Source organism: Hydrogenophaga sp. BPS33 (genome assembly GCF_009859475.1).
Taxonomy (GTDB): domain Bacteria; phylum Pseudomonadota; class Gammaproteobacteria; order Burkholderiales; family Burkholderiaceae_C; genus Hydrogenophaga.
In genome coordinates this window covers 5,950,111-5,968,785 of sequence record NZ_CP044549.1, presented here as the reverse complement: position 1 = coordinate 5,968,785, position 18,675 = coordinate 5,950,111, and the positions used below count along the sequence as shown (strand labels likewise).

Sequence of the window (18,675 nt, the reverse complement as noted above, 5' to 3'; positions counted from 1 at the left end):
GGACTACTACCCTCCGCGCTGCGCCGACTCGCGCTTGTAGGCCTTCACCACGTCCGACAGGCCGGGCCGCTCGTTCGGGGGCAGCAGGATCATGCGGCAGATGTACTCGCCCAGGAACATCAAGCCCATGAGGGGTCCGGTGAGCACGTTGGCGTGCCAGGACCACACGTCAAGGGGTGCCCAGATGAACAGCGCGGTAGAGACCAGCGCGTTGCCGAAGAAGAACAGCGTCCAGGCCACGGTGGCGCCGCGCGTGTAGCGCACGTTGCGCGCGGAAAGGGGTTCGGTGAAGATGCGCCGCGCCATGCGGGTGATGAGTGCCTCGCCCGGACCGAGCAGCGTCTTGCCGAAGAACACGCCGAGCGCCACGTGGATGCCCAGGTGTTGCAGGTAGTACAGCCAGGGCACGTTGTGGCGCAACTGCGGCCAGAGCCCGACGAGCACGGCGCACGGGACCAGCAGGCCCAACCACCGCTGCCAGGGCTTGGGCAGGCGCCACAACACCAGGACCACGGCCAGCGCGATGGGGGAGATCGCCACCGCGACGTTGAAGTCCATGTTGCCCCAGCCGTTACTGCCCACGTGCGCTGCGACCACCCATGCCACCATCAGGAGCAGCACGCCGAAGTTGCGCAGCACCGGGGACTCCACCATCTCACTGCGTGCGCTGGCTCGCGATATAGGCGGTGAGCGCGCGGGGCGAGGAGAAGATGTTCTCGTTGTCTTCGTTGTCCGAGCGCATCTGGAAGCCATAGCGCTTGGAGATGACCAGCGAGATCTCGAGCATGTCGATGGAGTCCAGGCCCATGCCATCGCCGTACAGCGGTCCGTCGGGGTCGACCTCGCTCGCGTCGAGCTCCATGTTGAGGGCTTCGATGATCAGCGCGATCACCTCTGGAACGAGGGCGTCGATGTCGGCGGGAGAGGCAGCAGAAGTCATGGCGTGGGTTCAGGAAGAAAAAGCGGGGGGCGCGCGAAACGCCAGCACGGCGTTGCTGCCACCGAAGGCAAAGGAATTCGACAAGGCGGCGCGCAACGGCACGCCTCGGCGACCCTGCAGGACATGGTCCACCCCTTCGCAGGCCGGGTCAATGCGGCCGGACAAATGGGCGGTGGGGGGAATGGCCTGCTCGCGCAAGGTCATGGCGGTGACCACCGCCTCGACCGCGCCGCAGGCACCCAGCAGGTGGCCGTGCATGGATTTGGTGGCGCTCACCGGCAGTTGCACGGCGCGCTCGCCGAACACCTCGCGCAGGGCGGCGATCTCCACCGGATCGCCTTCGGCGGTGGCCGTGCCGTGGGCGTTGACGTAGTGGATGTCGTCGGGCGCCAGTTGCGCATCGGCCAGTGCACTGCGCAGGGCACGCACCTGGCCTTCGCGGTTCGGGCGCACGAGGTGGCTGTGGTCGCAACTGGTGCCAAAGCCGACGATCTCGCCGTGGATGCGCGCGCCCCGGGCCACCGCATGGTCCCAGGCCTCCAGCACCAGCGCCGCGCCGCCTTCGCCCAGCACCAGGCCGGCGCGGTCGGCGGCGAAGGGCCGGCAGGCCGAAGGGGAGGTCAGCGCATCGCCCGGGGCCATGACGCGCATGGCTTCCCAGGCGCGCACCACGCCGTAGGACTGGCACACGTCGGAGCCGCCGGTGAGCATGACCGCGGCCTCGCCGCTGCGCACCCGGCGGAAGGCTTCACCGATGGCGATGCCCGAAGACGCGCACGCTGCCGTGTGGCTGGTGCTCACGCCGCCCAGGCCGAGCTGGATGGAGATGTGCGCGTTGACCGCGTTGTTCATGCCCTGCACCACCGACAGCGGCGAGACGCGTTCGCGGCCCTTGAGCCACATCTCGCGGCTGCCGCGCTCGTGCGCCGCCACGCCGCCCAGGGCGGTGCCCCAGATGCAGCCCCAGTGCTCGCGGGACGCGTCGCCTTCGCCCGGCCGGCGCGTGAGGCCAGCCTGCTCCCAGGCGAGAAACGCCGCTGCTGTGCCCAGTTGGGCGAAGCGCTCCATCATGAGCGCCAGCGGTTTGCCCAGGATGGTTTCGGGATCGAATTCGGGGCAGATGCCAGCCGGCACCGACAGCGGACGCGGCGGCTCGTCGGTGGCGAGGTGGCGCACGGCCGACTCGCCGGCCAGCAGGCGCTCGAAGAAATCGGTGCCATCGCCGCCGTAGGGGCTGATCACCCCAAGGCCGGTGATCGCGACACGGTGGTGGCGGTGCATGGATCAGGGGGTCTTGAGGGCCGTGAGCGCGTCGATCACAGCTTGCATGTCGGCCACGGTCTTGGGGGGCTCGGTGTCGGAGGGGATGTCGATGCCCAGGCGGTCTTCGGCTTCGAACATCAATTCGGCCAGCATCAAGGAGTCCACCCCGAGCTCGGCCAGCAGGGCGTGCGGTTGCACCTGCTCGGCCTCCACGCCCAGGCGGTCAACGAGAAACGTTCGAATCATTTCGGAAGAGTTCATGAGAAACGCTCAAGGGTGGGACTGGCATGGCGCGGCCTGCACGCAAGCCATGGTTGCGCAAGGGAAGACAAGCGGGGGAACTCCTCCAACGCGAAGGTCTTCTTGTGTCCGCGGTGCCTTGGTGGGCACGCACGGCCTCGCTCTTGGCCTCGCTCTTCGCAGGGAGACGGATTATACAAAGGGCCTCTCGTATGGGGCCTGGCGTGGGACCTGGCGCCACGCGCGTGACGTACAGTAGGCCCGGCCGGTCGGGACCGTTCCGGCCGAACCCCACTCCACGACCATGTCCTCCCTCCCCGCCCGCTCCTGGTACGGTCAACTCTGGTCCCGGTTTGCCACCCTCTGGTATCTCAAGGCGCTGGGCACCACGGCCTTCATGGTGCTGTTCTTCAAGGGCTATTTCTGGGTGCTGCACCATCCACTGGGCGAGCCCGTGGTGATGCCCACGCTGGCGATCGACGACTGGGTGCCGTTCACCGGGCTGGGCTTTCCGGCGTATGTGTCGCTCTGGTTCTACGTGTCCCTGCCCTCGGCGCTGATGCCCGACCTGCGCGAGCTGATCCGCTACGGACTCTGGACGGCGGCCATGTGCCTGTTCTGTCTGGCGCTGTTCTGGGTCTTCCCGACCCAGGTGCCGGTACCCGATGTCGACTGGTCGCTGCACCCGCAACTGCAGTTTCTCAAGGGCATCGACGCCTCGGGCAACGCCTGTCCCTCGCTGCACGTGGGCTCGGCGGTGTATTCGCTGATGTGGCTGCGTGTCATCTTCCTGCAGGTGCGCGCGCCCACGGCCCTGCAGTTGCTCAGCGTGGTGTACTGCGTGGTGATCGTGTGGTCCACCATGGCGATCCGCCAGCATGTGTTTCTGGATGTGCTGGCCGGGGCGCTGGTGGGGGCGGTGTTCGGCTGGCTGTCGCTGCGCCGGGAGCCGGTTTTTCGTTCGGCGCTTGTCGAGAACGCCGTGCGCTGACCGTCGTGCGGGTATGGGGCGCTGCACGTTGCGGCCTGCCCGGATCCATGGTCTCTTTGTCTTGAAAGGAATCCCACCATGTCCAGCAATGCCACCAATACCGTCCGACTGCACCGCGTGCTGCGCGCGCCACCGGAAAAGGTCTACCGCGCCTTTCTGGACGCCGATGCGCTCGCCCGCTGGCTGCCGCCCTACGGATTTCTCTGCCAGGTGCACCACCTGGAGCCCAAGGTCGGCGGCACTTTCAAGATGTCGTTTCGCAACTTCTCGACCGGCCACGCGCATTCGTTCGGGGGTGAATACCTGGAACTCAAGCCGGGCGAGCGCGTGCGCTACAACGACAAGTTCGACGACTCGAACCTGCCCGGCGTGATGAATGTGGACGTGCAGCTCAAGGCCGTGGTGTGTGGCACCGAACTCACAGTGGTGCAGGACGGGATTCCGGCGGTCATACCGGCGGAGATGTGTTATCTGGGTTGGCAGGAGTCGTTGGTGCAATTGGCCCAGCTCGTCGAACCCGACATCCCGGACGCTTGAATCGGAACACCCCCCTGCGCCGCTGACGCGGCTTCCCCCCTCCGTAGCGCGCCTTCGGCGCTTCGAGGGGGGACGATGCCAGAGGCCCGGCAAAGCCGGTTCCTCGGCATCTCTGGAATGATGCACGCGCGCCGACGAACAAAGAGGCGGCGAGTGAGGGGGAGCCGATCCAGGGGCACCGAGGGTCCGGCTCCGCCGGCCCCAGGTGCCGTCCCCCCTCGAAGCGCCGAAGGCGCGCTACGGAGGGGGGAAGCCGCGTCAGCGGCGCAGGGGGGTGTTCACTTCAAGCTGGCCGCGAAGCCCTGCACGAACTCTCCGAGTTGAGCGAGGACTTTCTCGTCCTGCACCGCGCCATCCGTCCCGAACACCGAGCCTGCGCGCGACACCATCAAGCGCCCGCCGTGCCACTGGCGCGTGCCCAGGGTGCGCAGTACCTGCAGCCAGTGGGTCTGCGACATGATGGTGCCGAAGCCGCCGGGAGAGGCGCCGATGACGGCCACCGGGCGGTCGCGGAACACGTCGGGCAGGCCGGGCGTGGGTCGCGAGAGCCAGTCGATGGCGTTCTTGAACACGCCCGGTACGCCGTTGTTGTACTCGGGCGTGACCAGCAACAGGCCGTCGCTGGCCAGGATCTTGTCCTTCAGCGCGCGCACTGCGGCAGGCGTGCCTTCGCTCTGCTCCAGGTCGCCGTCGTACAGCGGAATGCCGTGCAGCGTGGCGGTGTCGAGCTGTGCGCCAGGGCCCACGAGCGGCACGGCCGCGCGCAGCAGCGCGGTGTTGTAGGAGGCCGCGCGCAGGCTGCCCGAGATGCCGAGGATCTTGATCATGGTGTGTCTTGTTGCGGCTCAGGTTTTCCAGAAGTCCGGCCGAGCGTACTCGTGCTTGAGGAAGTCGATCCACAGGCGCACGCGCAAGGCCAGGTGCTTGCGCTGCGGAAACAGCGCGAAGATGCCGTTGGGGGGCGCAGCGAAGTCGTCCAGCACGCTCTCGAGCAGGCCGGCCGCGATGTCCGCCTCCACCTCCCAGGTGCTGCGCCAGGCGATGCCGTAGCCGGCCAGGCACCACTCGCGCAGGACCTGGCCATCGGTGCAGTCCAGCGGGCCGCTGGGTCGCATGTGCACGATCTCGGCTTCGCCATTGCCCCCCGCCGAGCCGGGCACCATGAACGCCCAGCCACGCGTTTGCGACGCGTCGCTGGAGAGCCCCAGGCAGTCGAAACGCGCCAGATCGGCCGGCACCTGGGGCCGGCCGTGTTGCTGCAGGTAGCGTGGCGTGGCCACGCACAGGCGGCGGTTGTCGGCCAGGCGCACGCTCACCAGCGAGGAGTCGGGCAGGTCGCCCACGCGCACGGCACAGTCGTAGGCCTCGCCCGCCACGTCGACCACGCGGTCGCTCAGGTTGAGCGAGACCGTCACCTCGGGGTGCAGTTCGCGAAACCGCGGCACCAGCGGCGCCACGTGGCGGCGGCCGAATCCGGCCGGTGCGGTGAGGCGTAAGTGGCCACTGGCTTTCACGCCACCCGCGCTCACGCTGGCTTCGGCGTTGGCGATGTCGACCAGCAAGCGCTGGCAATCCTCCAGAAATGCGCTGCCTTCGTGCGTGAGGGTGATGCGCCGCGTGGTGCGCACCATGAGCTTGACGCCCAGCCGGGCTTCAAGCGCGTCGAGCCGGCGACCGATGATGGCCGGGGCCACGCCCTCGGCCTTGGCAGCGTTGGTGAGGCTGCCGCGCGTGGCAACCGCCACGAAAGTTTCGAGTTGTTTGAGTTTGTCCACTGAGGGCAGATTACCCCACTTGGTGTGAACAATCAACGCGAGCTTGTGTCGGATTGATGACTTTCAGGCCGCTTTTTCCACCGTGGCGCTCAAGCGGGCCGCGTCCTGCGGGGTGTAACCCAGTTCGGCCAGCAAGTCGGCACTGTCTTCGCCCAGCCGGGGTGGGCTGCGGCGCACGCCCAGGCGTTCGCCATCGAGCGCCAGCGGCAACAACACCGTGCGCGCGGGCTGTCCGGCGCGCTCGCCATCGGACAGGGTGATGGGCGCCAGGCCGCCGGTGGCCAGCAGATGGGGATCGTCCAGCAGCTCGTGGGGCTTGGTGATGGGCGCGAACGGCAGGCCGTGGCGCTCGAACAGCGCGGCCAGCTCGGCCGAGCTGTTCTGCGCCAGCCGCTCGCGCAGCAGGGGAATGAGCCAGTCGCGGGCACGCACGCGGTTGTTGTTGCCCTGCAGCCGCGGGTCGGCACGAAGGTCTTCGTAGCCAAAGGCGTCGCAGAAGATCGCCCATTGGGTGTCGCTGACCACCGCGAGGAAGATTTGCTCGTCGTCTTTCACGCGGAACACGTCGTAGATGCCCCAGGACGAAATGCGATCGGGCATGGGCGCGGCGGCCTTGCCCGTGACGGCGTACTGCATCATGTGTTGCGCGACGAGGAACACGTTGTTCTCGAACAGCGCGCTTTGCACTTCGCAGCCCTCGCCCGTCTTCTCGCGCGCCGCCAGGGCAGCCATCACGCCGATCGCGCCGAACAGGCCGCCCATGATGTCGTTCACCGACGAGCCCGCGCGCAGCGGGTCGCCGGGGCGCCCGGTCATGTAGGCCAGACCGCCCATCATCTGCACCACTTCGTCCAGCGCGGTGCGGTGGTCATACGGGCCGGGCAGAAAGCCTTTGTGGCTGACGTAGATCAGGCGAGGGTTGAGCTTCTTCAGGCTGGCGTAGTCCAGACCCAGCTTCTGCATCGTGGCGGGCTTGAAGTTCTCGCTCACCACATCGGCCGTGGCGATGAGCTTGAGCACCGCCTCCCGGCCTTCGGGCGACTGCAGGTCGAGCACCAGGCTCTTCTTGTTGCGGTTGAACATGGGGTAGAAGCCCGCGCCCGAGCCGAGCAGGCGGCGCGTGTTGTCGCCGGTGGGCGGCTCCACCTTGATCACCTCGGCGCCCAGATCCCCCAGCACCATGCCGCAGGTGGGGCCCATGACCATGTGGGTGAATTCGACGACGCGGATGCCAGCGTAGGGAAGGGTGTTGGTGGTGTCTTGCATGGGGAGATAAGAAAGAGATCAGGCGTTGCGCCAGCCTTTGGGCAAACCCGCTTCGGGCGTCATTCCGTACACCGGCTCGCCCGGCAGGCCGGCCTTGAGCGGCGCGCGCGCCGCGATGAGTTTCTCGATGTCGATGCCGGTGCGCACGCCCATGGCCTCGAACATGAACACCAGGTCTTCGGTGACCACGTTGCCGGAAGCGCCCGGGGCGTAAGGGCAGCCGCCCAGGCCACCGAGCGAAGCGTCGAAGGTGCGCACGCCCACGTCGTAGGCGGCCAGGCAGTTGGCCAGGCCCAGGCCGCGTGTGTTGTGCATGTGGGCCGCGCCGGCCTTGGCACCGAGCTCGGCGCGCAGGCGGGTGAACAGGCGTCGCACCTGAGCCGGGTTGGCCATGCCCGTGGTGTCCGACAGTCCCACTTCGTCCGCGCCCGCGTTGGCGCAGGCCACCGCCAGGCGGATCACATCGTCTTCGTTCACCAGACCTTGCAGCGTGCAACCGAAGGCGGTGGAGAGGCCCACTTCCATTGCCACACCGGGCGCGTGCTCGCGGCGCAGGGCGTGTACCTCGCGCAACGCATCCACCATCTGCGCCGGCGTCTTGCGCACGTTGGCCAGTGAATGCGCCTCGCTGGCCGAAACGGGCAGGGTGATCTTGTGCACACCGCTGGACAGCGCGGCTTCGGCGCCGCGCCGGTTGGGCACCAGCGCCATCACGGTCACGCTTTCGTGCCGCAGCGCGTGCTGCACAACCTCCGCCACATCGGCCATTTGAGGCAGCAGCCTGGCCGGCACAAACGAGCCCACCTCGATCTCGCGCAGGCCGGCGGCCACGAGCGCATCGATCCACAACAGCTTGCTCGCTGTGGGCATGGTCGTCTGGACGGATTGCAGACCGTCGCGCGGGCCGACTTCGCTGATCAGGACTTCCGGGGCTGTTGACATGAGCAATGGCGTGTGGGGCTTGCGTTTCGTTAGTTGGAACGATATTCTTTCTAAAGAAAGAATCGCAGATCGACCCAGGACTGTCAACCCATGCCCCGCAAAGCGCAAACCCCTTCGCTGGCCGATGCCAACGCCGCCACCGGTGGCACCGCCGCAGTGGACCGGGCCCTCTCGCTGCTCGCTGCGTTCCGCGCGGACGATGCCGCGCTCTCCCTGGCCGATCTGGCCGCGCGCACGCAACTGCACAAGAGCACCGCGCTGCGCTTGATTGCTTCGCTGGAACATGCACGCCTGCTGCAGCGCCTGGACGACGGGCGCTACGCCCTGGGCGGCGAAGTGGCTCGGCTGCACGGCATCTATGCCGCGACGTTCTCGCTCGACCGCGTGGTCATGCCGGTGTTGCGCCAGCTGGTGGCGGCCACCGGCGAGAGTGCGGCGTACCACGTGCGCCAGGGCCAGGTGCCGAACCAGACGCGGCTGTGCCTGTACCGGGTGGACTCGCCGCATCCGGTGCGCGACCACCTCCGCGCCGGCGACGTGCTGCCGCTGCACAAAGGCACCGGCGGGCGCGTGTTGTCGGCATTCGGGGCGGGGGATGACAGCCGCAAACCGACGCTGGCGGACAAGCGAACGCACGCGCGCATCCGCGAAGAAGGCTTCATGACCTCGGTGGGCGACCGCCTCGCCGAAGTGGCCGGCGTCTCGGCACCGGTGTTCCATGCCGATGGAACCATCGCCGCTGCGCTCACGCTCACGATGCCGGCGCACCGGTACGACGAGCGGCATGTGGGCAAGGTACTGGCGGCGGCGCGGCAGTTGAGTGGGCGCGTCGGCTGAGGAAGAACGTGGGTCGCTTGAGATTCTTTTAACTAACACAAATATCTATTTTTAAAGATTTAAACTAATATATATGTAATGTCTAGACGTTCTTCCGCCATCGATGCCATGCCGTCCGCCGTGCTGGCGCAACTGCGCCAGTTGGGCGACAACCTGGCGGTTGCGCGCAAGCGCCGGCGCGAGCCGCTGAAATCCTGGGCGCTGCGCATTGGCGTGTCGGAGCCCACTCTGATGCGCATGGAAAAAGGCGATCCCAGCGTATCCATGGGTGTCTATGCCACGGCGTTGTGGTTGATGGGCCGGTCGCAGGCGCTGGTCGAGGCCGCCGCGCCTGAGCACGATCAGGGCGCGCTGGAAGCAGCGGTGCGTGTGGCGCGGGTCCGATCGGTCCGCAAACGACCGTCTCTCTATGGGACAGCCTCGCAGGCTGACGGCAAAGACAACGACACCACCCACGACAACAGCGCAGGGGAACCTTCCCCATGATCCCGTTCGATCTCAGCCGCTACCAGGCGGTGGACACGCTCTACCTGTGGTGGCTCGCCAAGCCCGAAGTACCGCGCCTGATCGGTGAGCTGCGCATGGCGCGCTCGCTCCAAGGGGTGTCGCTGGTCTATGCGCAGGATTGGCTTGCCACAGGATTCGCCCTCAGCGAAGACCTGCCTCTGACCACTGGCGAGTTCTTTCCGGCCGACCGAGAAACCGCTGCGGGTGCGGTCGACGACGCTCGCCCGGACCGTTGGGGCGAGCGCGTCATCCGCGTGCTGGACAAGCCCCCGCGCCTGGCGGTGCTCGACTTCTTGTTTTACGCCGGTGACGAGCGCTTCGGCGCGCTGGGTGTCTCCATCTCGCCAGACGCCTACGTGGCGCGCGATACGGGCGCACTGCCTCGACTCGCCGATGTGCTGACCGTGGAAGCCTTGGTGCAGCAAGTGCTGGCCGGCGCCTCGGTCGATGAGCGACTGCGCCGCCTGATCTCGCCGGGCACCACCTTGGGCGGTGCACGCCCCAAGGCCTTGCTGAACATCGAAGGGCATCCGTGGGTGTTGAAGTTTGGCGAGCCGGGTGACCTCGTCGACACGCCGCTGGTTGAGCATGCGACCATGACGCTCGCCGAGCAAGCCGGCATTCGCGTGGCGCTCACGCAGCCGGTGAAGGTGCACCAGGGACATGCCGTCGCGGTCAAGCGCTTTGATCGGGCACCCGGCCTGCGCCGACACGCCATCTCTGCCAACGTGGCGCTCAAGGCCGCCGGGGAAGCCATGGGCTATCCCGAGCTGGCCCAATGGCTGCGCAGGCGCGGTGTGACCGAGGGCGGTCGACACCTGGCGCAGATGCACGAGTTGTTCCGCCGCATGGTCTTCAACATTCTGATCGACAACACCGACGACCACGAAAAGAACCACGTGCTGTTGATGACCGACCGTGGCGAGTACGAACTGTCTCCCGCCTTTGACGTGCTGCCCTCGGGCCAGGCGCTGGGCTACCAGCAGATGCGGGTGGGCAAGGCGCAAACCGATGCGACGCTGGACAACGCGCTGTCGGAGTGCGCGCAGTTCGGCCTGAAAAGGCCCCAGGCCGTGGCCGAAATCAAGCGCGTCTGCGGCGCCGTGGCGGGCTGGAAGGCCCACTTTGCGCAGATCGGCGTGAGCGCGGCCGACATCGAATCGCTGGCCGCGCAAATCGATCGCCCGTTTCTGCGCGATCAGCGCAACCGCGCCTGATCGTGCATCGTACGAACCCGCAGCGTCTCTATTAGGTCGGTTGAAGTCACAGATAAATCTCGGCAAACCGATTTAATGCCACCTCCGGTCTCGAATACAGTTCATTCCTAGAACAAGCAACGCCCGCGCGCGCGGGCATCCCCAGACGGAGTCTTTTCCCATGACCTCACGCACTTCCATCCACGGCCTTCAAGTCGCCACCGAACTGTTCGACTTCATCAACCAGCAGGTGCTGCCCGGCACGGGCGTGAGCGAGGCCGATTTCTGGAAGGGTTTTGATGCCATCGTCACCGACCTGGCGCCGAAGAACGCCGCGCTGCTGGCCGAGCGCGACCGCCTGCAGACCGAGCTGGACACCTGGCATTCGGCCAACCCCGGCCCGATTCGCGACATGGCGGGCTACCGCAAGTTCCTGGAAACCATCGGCTACCTGGTTCCGCAGCCCAAGAGCGTGAAGGCAACCACGAAGAACGTGGACGACGAACTGGCCGTGCAGGCCGGCCCGCAGTTGGTGGTGCCCATCCTCAACGCGCGCTACGCCCTCAACGCCGCCAACGCACGCTGGGGCTCGCTGTACGACGCGCTGTACGGCACCGACGTGATTCCAGAAGACAAAGGCTGCGGCAAGACGGGTCCCAAGGGCGGCTACAACCCCAAGCGCGGTGCCAAGGTGATCGAATGGGCGCGCCACGTGCTCGACCGCACCGCACCGCTGAAGAAGGGCTCGCACGTGGGCTCGCGCGGCTACAAGGTCAACAAGGACGGCGATCTCGTCGTCACGCTGGCCGACGGCGGCACCAGCAAGCTGGAACACAAATCGCAATTTGTCGGCTACCAGGGCGACGCGAAGAACCCCAGCTCGGTGCTGCTGGTGCACAACGGCCTGCACCTGGACATCCAGATCGACCGCAACACGCCCATCGGCCGGAGCGACGCGGCCGGCGTGAGCGACCTCGTGGTGGAAGCCGCGCTCTCCACCATCCTCGACCTGGAGGACTCGGTGGCCGCGGTGGACGCCGAAGACAAGGTGCTCGCGTACCGCAACTGGCTCGGCATTCTGCAGGCCACGCTGACCGAGTCGGTCACCAAGAACGGCAAGACCTTCACGCGTGGCCTCAACGGCGACCGCGTGTACACCGCGCCCAACGGCAAGAAGGACGGTGTGCGCCTGCATGGCCGCTCGCTCATGTTCGTGCGCAACGTCGGTCACCTGATGACCAACCCCGCCATCCTCTGGGGCGCCCAGGGCCAGGAAATCCCCGAAGGCATCCTGGACGCGATGGTCACCACCACCATCGCGCTGCACGATATCCAGCGCACGAAGAAGGATCCGATCCGCAACTCGCGCAAGGGCTCGGTCTACATCGTCAAGCCCAAGATGCACGGCCCGCGCGAAGTGGCATTCGCCGCCGAACTGTTCGCCCGCGTGGAGCGCGTGCTGGGCCTGAAGGACAGCACGGTCAAGCTCGGCATCATGGACGAGGAGCGCCGCACCTCGGTCAACCTCAAGGCCTGCATCGAGGCCGCATCGAGCCGCGTGGCCTTCATCAACACCGGCTTCCTGGACCGCACCGGCGACGAGATGCACACCGCGATGCTGGCCGGCCCGATGGTGCGCAAGGGCGACATGAAGGCCAGCGCCTGGATCCAGAGCTACGAGAAGAACAACGTCATCGTGGGCCTGAACTGCGGCCTGCGCGGCAAGGCGCAGATCGGCAAGGGCATGTGGGCCATGCCCGACCTGATGGCCGAGATGCTCAAGCAGAAGATTGGCCATCCCAAGGCCGGTGCGAACACCGCCTGGGTGCCCAGCCCGACCGGCGCCACGCTGCATGCCATGCACTACCACCAGGTGCTGGTGTCCGACGTGCAGAAAGAGATGGAAAAGATCGACGGCAACGCCGAGCGCGACAACCTGCTCACCGGCCTGCTGACCATTCCCGTGAGCAGCAACCCGAACTGGAGCGAGGCCGAGAAACAGCAGGAGCTGGACAACAACGTGCAGGGCATTCTGGGCTACGTGGTGCGCTGGGTCGACCAGGGCGTGGGTTGCTCCAAAGTCCCCGACATCCACGACGTGGGCCTGATGGAAGACCGCGCCACGCTGCGCATTTCCAGCCAGCACATCGCCAACTGGCTGCACCACGGCGTGGTGACCGAAGCGCAGGTCACCAAGACCTTCGAGCGCATGGCCGCCGTGGTGGACGGCCAGAACGCGGGCGACCCGCTCTACAAGAAAATGGCCGGCAACTTCAAGACCAGCAAGGCCTACCTGGCCGCGCTGGACCTGGTGTTCAAGGGCAAGGAACAGCCGAGTGGGTACACCGAGCCGCTGCTGCACGCGTGGCGGTTGAAGGTGAAGGCCGAGGCCTGATTCGCTGACACTGGACTACTTCGCACCAACGGCGCCTTCGGGCGCCGTTTCCGCTTCTTGCTTCGAACGCCCATGCCCCTGCAATACCTTATCTTTGACACCAGCGACAACGGCGATGGCACCGGCACCTGGGACGCCGTGGCCAGTGTGCGTGCCGCGCAATGGCCCGAGGTGTTGGAAGAAGTCCGAACCGTGATGGCGTGGGCCGACGCGCATGCGCCGGGCGAGCGGGGGCCGCTGGACGATGGCGGCGTTTGGGATGCGGACGAGCAAACGCAGGTCGATGGCGAGTGGACCACGGTGACGCTCACTCTCACCGGGCCGTGGACTTGGGGTGAGGCGCTGGTGGCGCATTTCGCGCCGCGCGACTGAGCCCGCGCGCGCGGGCAGCGGCCTTACTTGGTCTCGGGCACCGTCGTTTCGTCGAACGACAGTTTGCGCCGCAGCACGACCGGCTTGCCGCCGGTGCGCAGCTTGCTCATCCAGTGCGAGAGGGCGGAGTCCAGGTAGTCGGCGTGGCCCGGGAACCATCTGGCGAGTTCGCGCGCGAAGTCGCGCGAGGTCTCCACGTCGCCGTGTTGTTCCAGTCGCTCTTTCACTTCTCCGAGCGACTTCAGCACCGCCGCATGCTCGTCGATGTGGCAGTCGCGCGGCGGGAAGTCGGTCTCGACCATCCACCGGTCTTCGGTGGTGAAGTGATCGCGCAAGTGCGCTTCGACGGCGTTGAGGCGGTCGCTGACCTGCGCATCCGGCGCGTTGATCAGTGCCGCCACTACCTCGACGAACTCTCGGTGCTTGTCGTCCATGGGCGGGTAGCCCAGCAGAAAGGCGTCGCTCCAGGCGAGCGGGGCGTCAGTGGCCAATAGGCCTTCGGCGGTTGCAGTATCCATACCTGCTGAAGATACACCCAACGCGCCGCCCGCCAGTGGCTTTTAGTCGGACTTCAGGCTGGCCGCTTTTCCGGCCTTGGCCATCAGGTCGTTTTCGCGTGCGATGACCTTGCCGTACGCCTCGGGGCCCGCTCCCACCGGTTCGATGACCGCACCTTCGAAGGTCTTCACCACTTCCGGGCTCTTCACCACTTCGGCGATCTCCTTGCTGATGCGGTCGATGGCGGTCTGCGGCGTTCCGGCGGCCGCGAGAACGCCCACGACCACGGAGAAGTCGAAGCCAGGCACCGTTTCCGCGATCGCGGGGATTTCAGGCGCCTGAGGCGAACGCGTGGGCGCATTGCTGGCCAACAGTCGGACCTGGTTGCTCTTGATGAAGCCCATGACAGAGGGCAAGGCCGCGACCGAAAAATCTACCTGTCCGCCGACGAGCGCCGGTGTGGACTGACCAGACCCCCGGTAGGGCACGTGGCGCAGGTTCAAATTCAGCGCCACCTTGAGGGCTTCCATCGTGAGGTGGTGCGTACTGCCGATGCCCGATGAGCCGTAGGTGAATTCATCGGGCTTGCTCTTCACCAAGCTCAGGAACTCGGCGAAGGTGTTGACGCCGGTCTTGGGGTGGGCGACCACGAACAGCGGCGAGCGCGCGATCAGCGACACCGGCAAGATGTCCTTGCCGCTCTGGTACGTCGCCGCCTTGTTCACTTGCGGCGTGATGGAGAGCATGGAGCCGTCCGACACGATGAAGGCATGGCCGTCACCGGGTGTGCTCTGCAGCAAGGTCTGGTAAGCCACGACGCCGTTGCCGCCCGGGCGGTTGTCCACCACCACCGACTGGCCCATGCGCTCGCCGAGCTGCTTGGCCACGATCCGCGCCACGGTGTCGGGCAGACCACCCGCGGCATAGGGCACGATGAATTTCACAGGCTTGGACGGATAGGCGGTCTGCGCCGTGGCAAGCCAGGGCGAAAAGCACAGGACGAGGGCAGAGCTGATGAGGGTTGTGCGGGGCATTTTTGTCTCCAGAGTTATAGGTTTGCAAGGGCGCCCGCCGCGTACACGACCCAAGCGCCGGCTTCCACTTGACGACAACGTCACGACAACGAGCGATGCCTCCTCCAGAGCCGCTCTTGTAATTTACTTAGATGGCTAAGATAATTCATTCTTTCAAACTGAATACGGCTTGTCAACGTTGAAAACCCTCCAGCCGTCGATCACCTCCGAGGACGATGCATGGCCCCCGATCTCCACTTCCTCACGCTGACCATCGTGCGCGCAGCGCCCATCGCGCGCGATATCCACTGCTTTGAGCTGGCCGACCCCGAGGGTGGCGAGTTGCCGTCCTTCACCGCCGGCGCGCACGTGCGCGTCCAAACGCCGCTGGGAGTGGTACGTCAATACTCGCTGAGCAACCATCCCGATGAGCGGCACCGCTATGTCATTGCCGTGAAACGCGAGCACGACGGGCGTGGTGGCTCGATGAGCCTGGTTGACGGCATGCGCGCGGGACAGACCGTGCAGGTGGGCTTGCCGGAGAACCTTTTTGAACTCGACGCCAAGGCGCGCAGCTTCGTGCTCATCGCCGGTGGCATCGGCATCACGCCGATGCTGGCGATGGCGCGCCAGTTGTCCACTCTGGGCGATCGCCCGTTCACGCTGTATTACCTGACGCGGGACTCGGAGGGAACGGCGTTTCGGCAGGAACTTCTCGACAGCGAATTTGCCGCGCGCGTCGTGATGCACCACGATCAGGGCGATCCCGCCAAGGGCTTTGACCTCTGGCCGGTGCTGGAGAAGCCGGGTGCGGCAGCGGGCCGACACGTGTACTGCTGCGGACCTCGGCCCTTGATGGACGCGGTGCGCGACATGACCGGTCATTGGCCGAGCAGTGCCGTGCACTTCGAGAGTTTCGGCGGCGATACCAAGCCCCATGCCGACGACCAGGTGTTCTCGGTGCGGCTCAAGTCCGATGGCCGCACCCTGGCGGTGCCGATCGGACGCTCCATCCTGGATACCTTGCGGTCGGAGGGCGTTCACGTCCCCAGCTCCTGCGAGAGCGGCACCTGCGGTTCGTGCAAGACGCGTTTGATCGAGGGCCAGGCCGATCACCGCGATCTCGTGCTGCTCGAAGAGGAGAAGGCCGATCACATCATGGTGTGTGTCTCGCGCGCCAAGTCGCCATGCCTGGTGCTTGACTTGTGAGTACTGAGCCGATTCGCCTGGGTGTGCTTGGCCTGGGCCGGGCGTTCACGCTGATGTTGCCCACCTTCCTGGGAGACCGGCGCGTCGCGTTGCGGGCAGCCTTCGACCCGCGGGCTTCGGCTTGTGCGCAGTTTGAGGACATCTTCGGCGGCACCGCGCACCGCTCCCCCGAATCGCTCTGCGCCGATCCCACGGTGGAATGGATTTACGTGGCCACACCGCATCAGATGCATGCGGAGCACGTGGCCTTGGCCGCAGCGCATGGCAAGAGCGTCTTGGTGGAGAAACCCATGGCCCTCACGCTCGACGATGCCACGCGCATGATCGAAGCTTGTGAGCGCGCGGGCGTTTCCCTGATCGTCGGCCACAGCCACAGCTTCAATGCCCCGGTGCTGCAGGCGCGGCAATTGATCGACACTGGCGCGCTCGGCGAGGTCCGCCTCGTGCACGCCATGCAATACACCGACTTTCTCTACCGTCCCCGGCGACCAGAGGAACTCGACACCGCGCGTGGCGGAGGCGTCGTGTTCAGCCAGGCTGCGCATCAGATCGATATCGTGCGCTTGCTGGCGGGGGGGCTCGTGTCGCAGGTGCGCGCCCGCACCGGCGCCTGGGACGCTTCGCGACCGACCGAGGGCGCCTTCAGTGCGTTGCTGGACTTCCAGAATGGCGCGTTTGCCAGCGTCACGTACAACGGCTATGGCTTCTACGACACCGACGTCCTCATGGAGGGTTTGGGCGAGATGGGGCTTCCCAAAGACACCGATGCCCACCGCCTTACCCGGGCGCGATTGGCGAGTGTGATCGATGAAGCAGCAGAAGCGGCGATGAAGGCCGAGCGCAATTTCGGGGGGAGTCAATTCGTGCTGCCTTCGGCGCGCGTTCCCGATGCTTGCCAGCATTTCGGCCCGGTGATCGTGAGTGGCGATCGCGGCGATCTGCGGCTGACCCCGCGGGGCGTGGAGCTCACGGACGCGCAGGGCACACGCTTCCTGGCGGTCGACCTGCCCCCGGTGCCGCGTGCCGAGGTGATCGACGAGTTGTGGCGTGTGGCGCGAGAGGACCATCCGCCCGTGCATGGCGGCGCCTGGTCCCGGGCCACGCTGGAGGTGTGCCTGGCCATTATCGAGTCTGGCCGGCAAGGGGTGGCTATCATGCCCACTCACCAAGTGGCCTACCCGATGCCTTCTCGTCCCGATGCCTGATCCCCGTGCGACCCAACACCTCTTGCGCCATTGGCGCGAAGCCGTTCCACAAGACCGCCTGGCGCATCTCGTGCGCGATGTGGCGCGCGCGCAGATGCGTGCGCTGCAAGTTCGGCTGACGGCCCATGGCGTGTCGTTCGGCCATTGGACTTTTCTGAGGATTCTCTGGATCCAGGACGGGCTCACGCAGCGCGAGCTCAGCGACCTCGCCGGCGTGATGGAGCCCACCACCTTCAGCGCCGTGCGGGCGATGGAAGGCATGGGTCTGATCGAGAGGCGTCAGCTCGAAGGCAATCGCAAGAACGTGCACGTGTTCCTCACCCCGCAAGGGCGTGCACTGGAGAAGCTGCTGGTGCCGCTGGCCGAGGACGTGAACCGCGCCAGCGTGCGTGGCATACCAGAACGCTCGGTGGCGATCGTGCGCAAGAGCCTGCTGAAGATGATCGAAAACCTGGCCGACGAAGAGGCGAGCCAGAGCGAGCCCGGCGCAGCGCTCAAATAGCGTAGCTCTCGTAGGTGGCGGGGTGGAATATCTCGTCGATCGACAAAGCACGGCTGGACAGACCCTGCGCATGGTGGTGGCGCAGGAAGGTCTCGATGGTGGCGCGGTTGCGCGACACGCCGTAAGACCAGTAGTCCTCGCCCATGGTCTCGCGCGCCGCCTTGAGCTGCTCTTCCACGAAGGGCAGCGTCACCTTGGTGGCAGAGGTGTCCGACAAGGCCAGCAACGCGGCATCCTTGGCCTGAGAAAACGCCTTGAACACGGCGCCCGGCAACCAGGGGTGCTGATCGGCCAGCCGCCGGCGAACGCCCACGACGTGCATGATCGGAAAGATGCCGGTGCGGCGGAAGTAGTCCTTGGCCACGGCCGTGGGGTCGTCGAACAGCCAGCCGACATTCGGATTCGCCAGCGCCTGAGCGCTGGGCGGGCGCGGCGCCATGAAGCCATCGATGTCGCCCCGGTCGAGCATCTCGGAGATGGTGACGCCCTCGGGCGCGCTCTCCAGCTTCACGCCTGCAGGCAAGTTCAAGGCGATCTTCTCAGGGCGCCCTGCGGTCTCGATGCCACCGCGAACCCAGGTCACGTCTTCGGGCGCGACCCCGTAGTCGTCCTGTAGCAGCGCGCGTGCCCACACGTTGGCGCTGAGTTGGTATTCCGGCAGGCCGATGCGTTTGCCTTTCAGGTCTTCAGGGCGCCGGACGCGGTCCTTGCGCACATAGATGGACGTGTGGCGAAAGGCGCGTGAGAGGAACACCGGCACCGCGACGTAGGGGCAGTCGCCCTTGGCCGTCTTCACCGCATAGCTCGAGAAGGAGAGCTCGGAAATGTCGAACTCCTGGCTGCGCATGGCGCGAAAGAACATCTCTTCCGGATAGAGGTTCATGTAGACCGGGTCGACGCCATCGATCTGGACACGGCCGTCCAACAGGGCGCGTGTGCGGTCGTAGTCGCCCATGGCGATGGAGAGTTGGAGTTGGGACATGGGTC

At 66.3% G+C, this 18,675-nt stretch carries 21 protein-coding genes; 10 read left to right on the top strand and 11 right to left on the bottom strand.

Going from position 1 to position 18,675, the window contains the following annotated elements; all coding sequences use genetic code 11:
* Positions 1-6: 6 nt before the first annotated feature.
* From F9K07_RS27690 to F9K07_RS27675, 4 genes are read right to left on the bottom strand one after another with little or no spacing between them, the layout of a single operon-like run.
* Positions 7-654 (bottom strand): hypothetical protein, encoded by a 648-nt coding sequence (locus F9K07_RS27690; protein ID WP_159596451.1) that lies wholly within the window; start codon positions 652-654, stop codon positions 7-9.
* A gap of 1 nt (position 655) precedes the next feature.
* Positions 656-940 (bottom strand): phosphopantetheine-binding protein, encoded by a 285-nt coding sequence (locus F9K07_RS27685; protein ID WP_159596450.1) that lies wholly within the window; start codon positions 938-940, stop codon positions 656-658.
* Between the two features lie 9 nt (positions 941-949).
* Entirely contained in the window at positions 950-2,221 is a 1,272-nt protein-coding gene (locus F9K07_RS27680) for a beta-ketoacyl-[acyl-carrier-protein] synthase family protein (protein WP_159596449.1), read from the bottom strand.
* A gap of 3 nt (positions 2,222-2,224) precedes the next feature.
* Complete coding sequence (locus F9K07_RS27675; protein ID WP_159596448.1) at positions 2,225-2,464, bottom strand: acyl carrier protein; 240 nt, start codon at positions 2,462-2,464, stop codon at positions 2,225-2,227.
* Positions 2,465-2,747: 283 nt separating this feature from the next.
* On the opposite strand from F9K07_RS27675, the gene F9K07_RS27670 reads away from it, so the two are divergent.
* Together F9K07_RS27670 and F9K07_RS27665 are read left to right on the top strand one after the other, a co-directional pair.
* Positions 2,748-3,434 carry a phosphatase PAP2 family protein gene (locus tag F9K07_RS27670; protein WP_159596447.1) on the top strand — a complete coding sequence of 229 codons (687 nt, stop codon included), beginning with the start codon at positions 2,748-2,750 and terminating at the stop codon, positions 3,432-3,434.
* A gap of 78 nt (positions 3,435-3,512) precedes the next feature.
* Complete coding sequence (locus F9K07_RS27665) at positions 3,513-3,971, top strand: SRPBCC family protein (RefSeq protein WP_159596446.1); 459 nt, start codon at positions 3,513-3,515, stop codon at positions 3,969-3,971.
* Positions 3,972-4,249: 278 nt separating this feature from the next.
* Here the strand turns inward: F9K07_RS27665 and F9K07_RS27660 are convergent, their stop codons facing one another.
* The 4 genes from F9K07_RS27660 to F9K07_RS27645 form a co-directional block, all read right to left on the bottom strand.
* Positions 4,250-4,798, bottom strand: coding sequence for an NADPH-dependent FMN reductase (locus F9K07_RS27660; protein WP_159596445.1), 549 nt, complete (start codon positions 4,796-4,798; stop codon positions 4,250-4,252).
* An 18-nt stretch (positions 4,799-4,816) separates the two neighbouring features.
* Positions 4,817-5,746 carry a LysR family transcriptional regulator gene (locus tag F9K07_RS27655; protein WP_159596444.1) on the bottom strand — a complete coding sequence of 310 codons (930 nt, stop codon included), beginning with the start codon at positions 5,744-5,746 and terminating at the stop codon, positions 4,817-4,819.
* Positions 5,747-5,809: 63 nt separating this feature from the next.
* A complete protein-coding gene (locus F9K07_RS27650) occupies positions 5,810-7,012 on the bottom strand; it encodes a CaiB/BaiF CoA transferase family protein (RefSeq protein ID WP_159596443.1) in 1,203 nt (400 codons plus the stop codon).
* Between the two features lie 18 nt (positions 7,013-7,030).
* Positions 7,031-7,954 carry a hydroxymethylglutaryl-CoA lyase gene (locus F9K07_RS27645; RefSeq protein WP_159596442.1) on the bottom strand — a complete coding sequence of 308 codons (924 nt, stop codon included), beginning with the start codon at positions 7,952-7,954 and terminating at the stop codon, positions 7,031-7,033.
* Positions 7,955-8,044: 90 nt separating this feature from the next.
* Here F9K07_RS27645 and F9K07_RS27640 point away from each other — a divergent pair, with 90 nt between their 5' ends.
* The 5 genes from F9K07_RS27640 (at position 8,045) to F9K07_RS27620 (ending at position 13,261) form a co-directional block, all read left to right on the top strand.
* Complete coding sequence (locus F9K07_RS27640) at positions 8,045-8,791, top strand: IclR family transcriptional regulator (RefSeq protein WP_159596441.1); 747 nt, start codon at positions 8,045-8,047, stop codon at positions 8,789-8,791.
* A 78-nt stretch (positions 8,792-8,869) separates the two neighbouring features.
* Positions 8,870-9,277 carry a helix-turn-helix domain-containing protein gene (locus F9K07_RS27635; protein WP_201451489.1) on the top strand — a complete coding sequence of 136 codons (408 nt, stop codon included), beginning with the start codon at positions 8,870-8,872 and terminating at the stop codon, positions 9,275-9,277.
* A complete protein-coding gene (locus F9K07_RS27630) occupies positions 9,274-10,515 on the top strand; it encodes a type II toxin-antitoxin system HipA family toxin (protein WP_159596440.1) in 1,242 nt (413 codons plus the stop codon). The genes F9K07_RS27635 and F9K07_RS27630 overlap by 4 nt, the downstream gene beginning before the upstream one ends.
* Before the next feature lie 160 nt (positions 10,516-10,675).
* Positions 10,676-12,889, top strand: coding sequence for a malate synthase G (locus F9K07_RS27625; protein ID WP_159596439.1), 2,214 nt, complete (start codon positions 10,676-10,678; stop codon positions 12,887-12,889).
* Between the two features lie 72 nt (positions 12,890-12,961).
* Complete coding sequence (locus tag F9K07_RS27620) at positions 12,962-13,261, top strand: hypothetical protein (RefSeq protein WP_159596438.1); 300 nt, start codon at positions 12,962-12,964, stop codon at positions 13,259-13,261.
* Between the two features lie 23 nt (positions 13,262-13,284).
* Here the strand turns inward: F9K07_RS27620 and F9K07_RS27615 are convergent, their stop codons facing one another.
* Together F9K07_RS27615 and F9K07_RS27610 are read right to left on the bottom strand one after the other, a co-directional pair.
* Positions 13,285-13,779 carry a bacteriohemerythrin gene (locus F9K07_RS27615; RefSeq protein ID WP_159596437.1) on the bottom strand — a complete coding sequence of 165 codons (495 nt, stop codon included), beginning with the start codon at positions 13,777-13,779 and terminating at the stop codon, positions 13,285-13,287.
* A 42-nt stretch (positions 13,780-13,821) separates the two neighbouring features.
* Positions 13,822-14,793, bottom strand: a complete 972-nt coding sequence (locus F9K07_RS27610) for a Bug family tripartite tricarboxylate transporter substrate binding protein (protein WP_159596436.1) — start codon at positions 14,791-14,793, stop codon at positions 13,822-13,824.
* A 219-nt stretch (positions 14,794-15,012) separates the two neighbouring features.
* On the opposite strand from F9K07_RS27610, the gene F9K07_RS27605 reads away from it, so the two are divergent.
* Genes F9K07_RS27605 through F9K07_RS27595 form a run of 3 tightly spaced genes read left to right on the top strand, consistent with a single transcriptional unit; the run spans position 15,013 to position 17,688 of the window.
* On the top strand, positions 15,013-15,981 hold the full coding sequence (locus tag F9K07_RS27605) for a PDR/VanB family oxidoreductase (RefSeq protein WP_159596435.1): 969 nt from the start codon (positions 15,013-15,015) through the stop codon (positions 15,979-15,981).
* The gene (locus F9K07_RS27600; RefSeq protein ID WP_159596434.1) at positions 15,978-17,186 is read left to right on the top strand and encodes a Gfo/Idh/MocA family protein; all 1,209 of its coding nucleotides are present in this window, start codon (positions 15,978-15,980) and stop codon (positions 17,184-17,186) included. Before F9K07_RS27605 ends, F9K07_RS27600 begins: the two co-directional genes overlap by 4 nt.
* On the top strand, positions 17,179-17,688 hold the full coding sequence (locus tag F9K07_RS27595; protein WP_159596433.1) for a MarR family winged helix-turn-helix transcriptional regulator: 510 nt from the start codon (positions 17,179-17,181) through the stop codon (positions 17,686-17,688). The genes F9K07_RS27600 and F9K07_RS27595 overlap by 8 nt, the downstream gene beginning before the upstream one ends.
* Here F9K07_RS27595 and F9K07_RS27590 read toward each other — a convergent pair.
* Positions 17,681-18,670, bottom strand: a complete 990-nt coding sequence (locus F9K07_RS27590; RefSeq protein ID WP_159596432.1) for a PhnD/SsuA/transferrin family substrate-binding protein — start codon at positions 18,668-18,670, stop codon at positions 17,681-17,683. The genes F9K07_RS27595 and F9K07_RS27590 overlap by 8 nt on opposite strands.
* Positions 18,671-18,675: the final 5 nt, after the last annotated feature.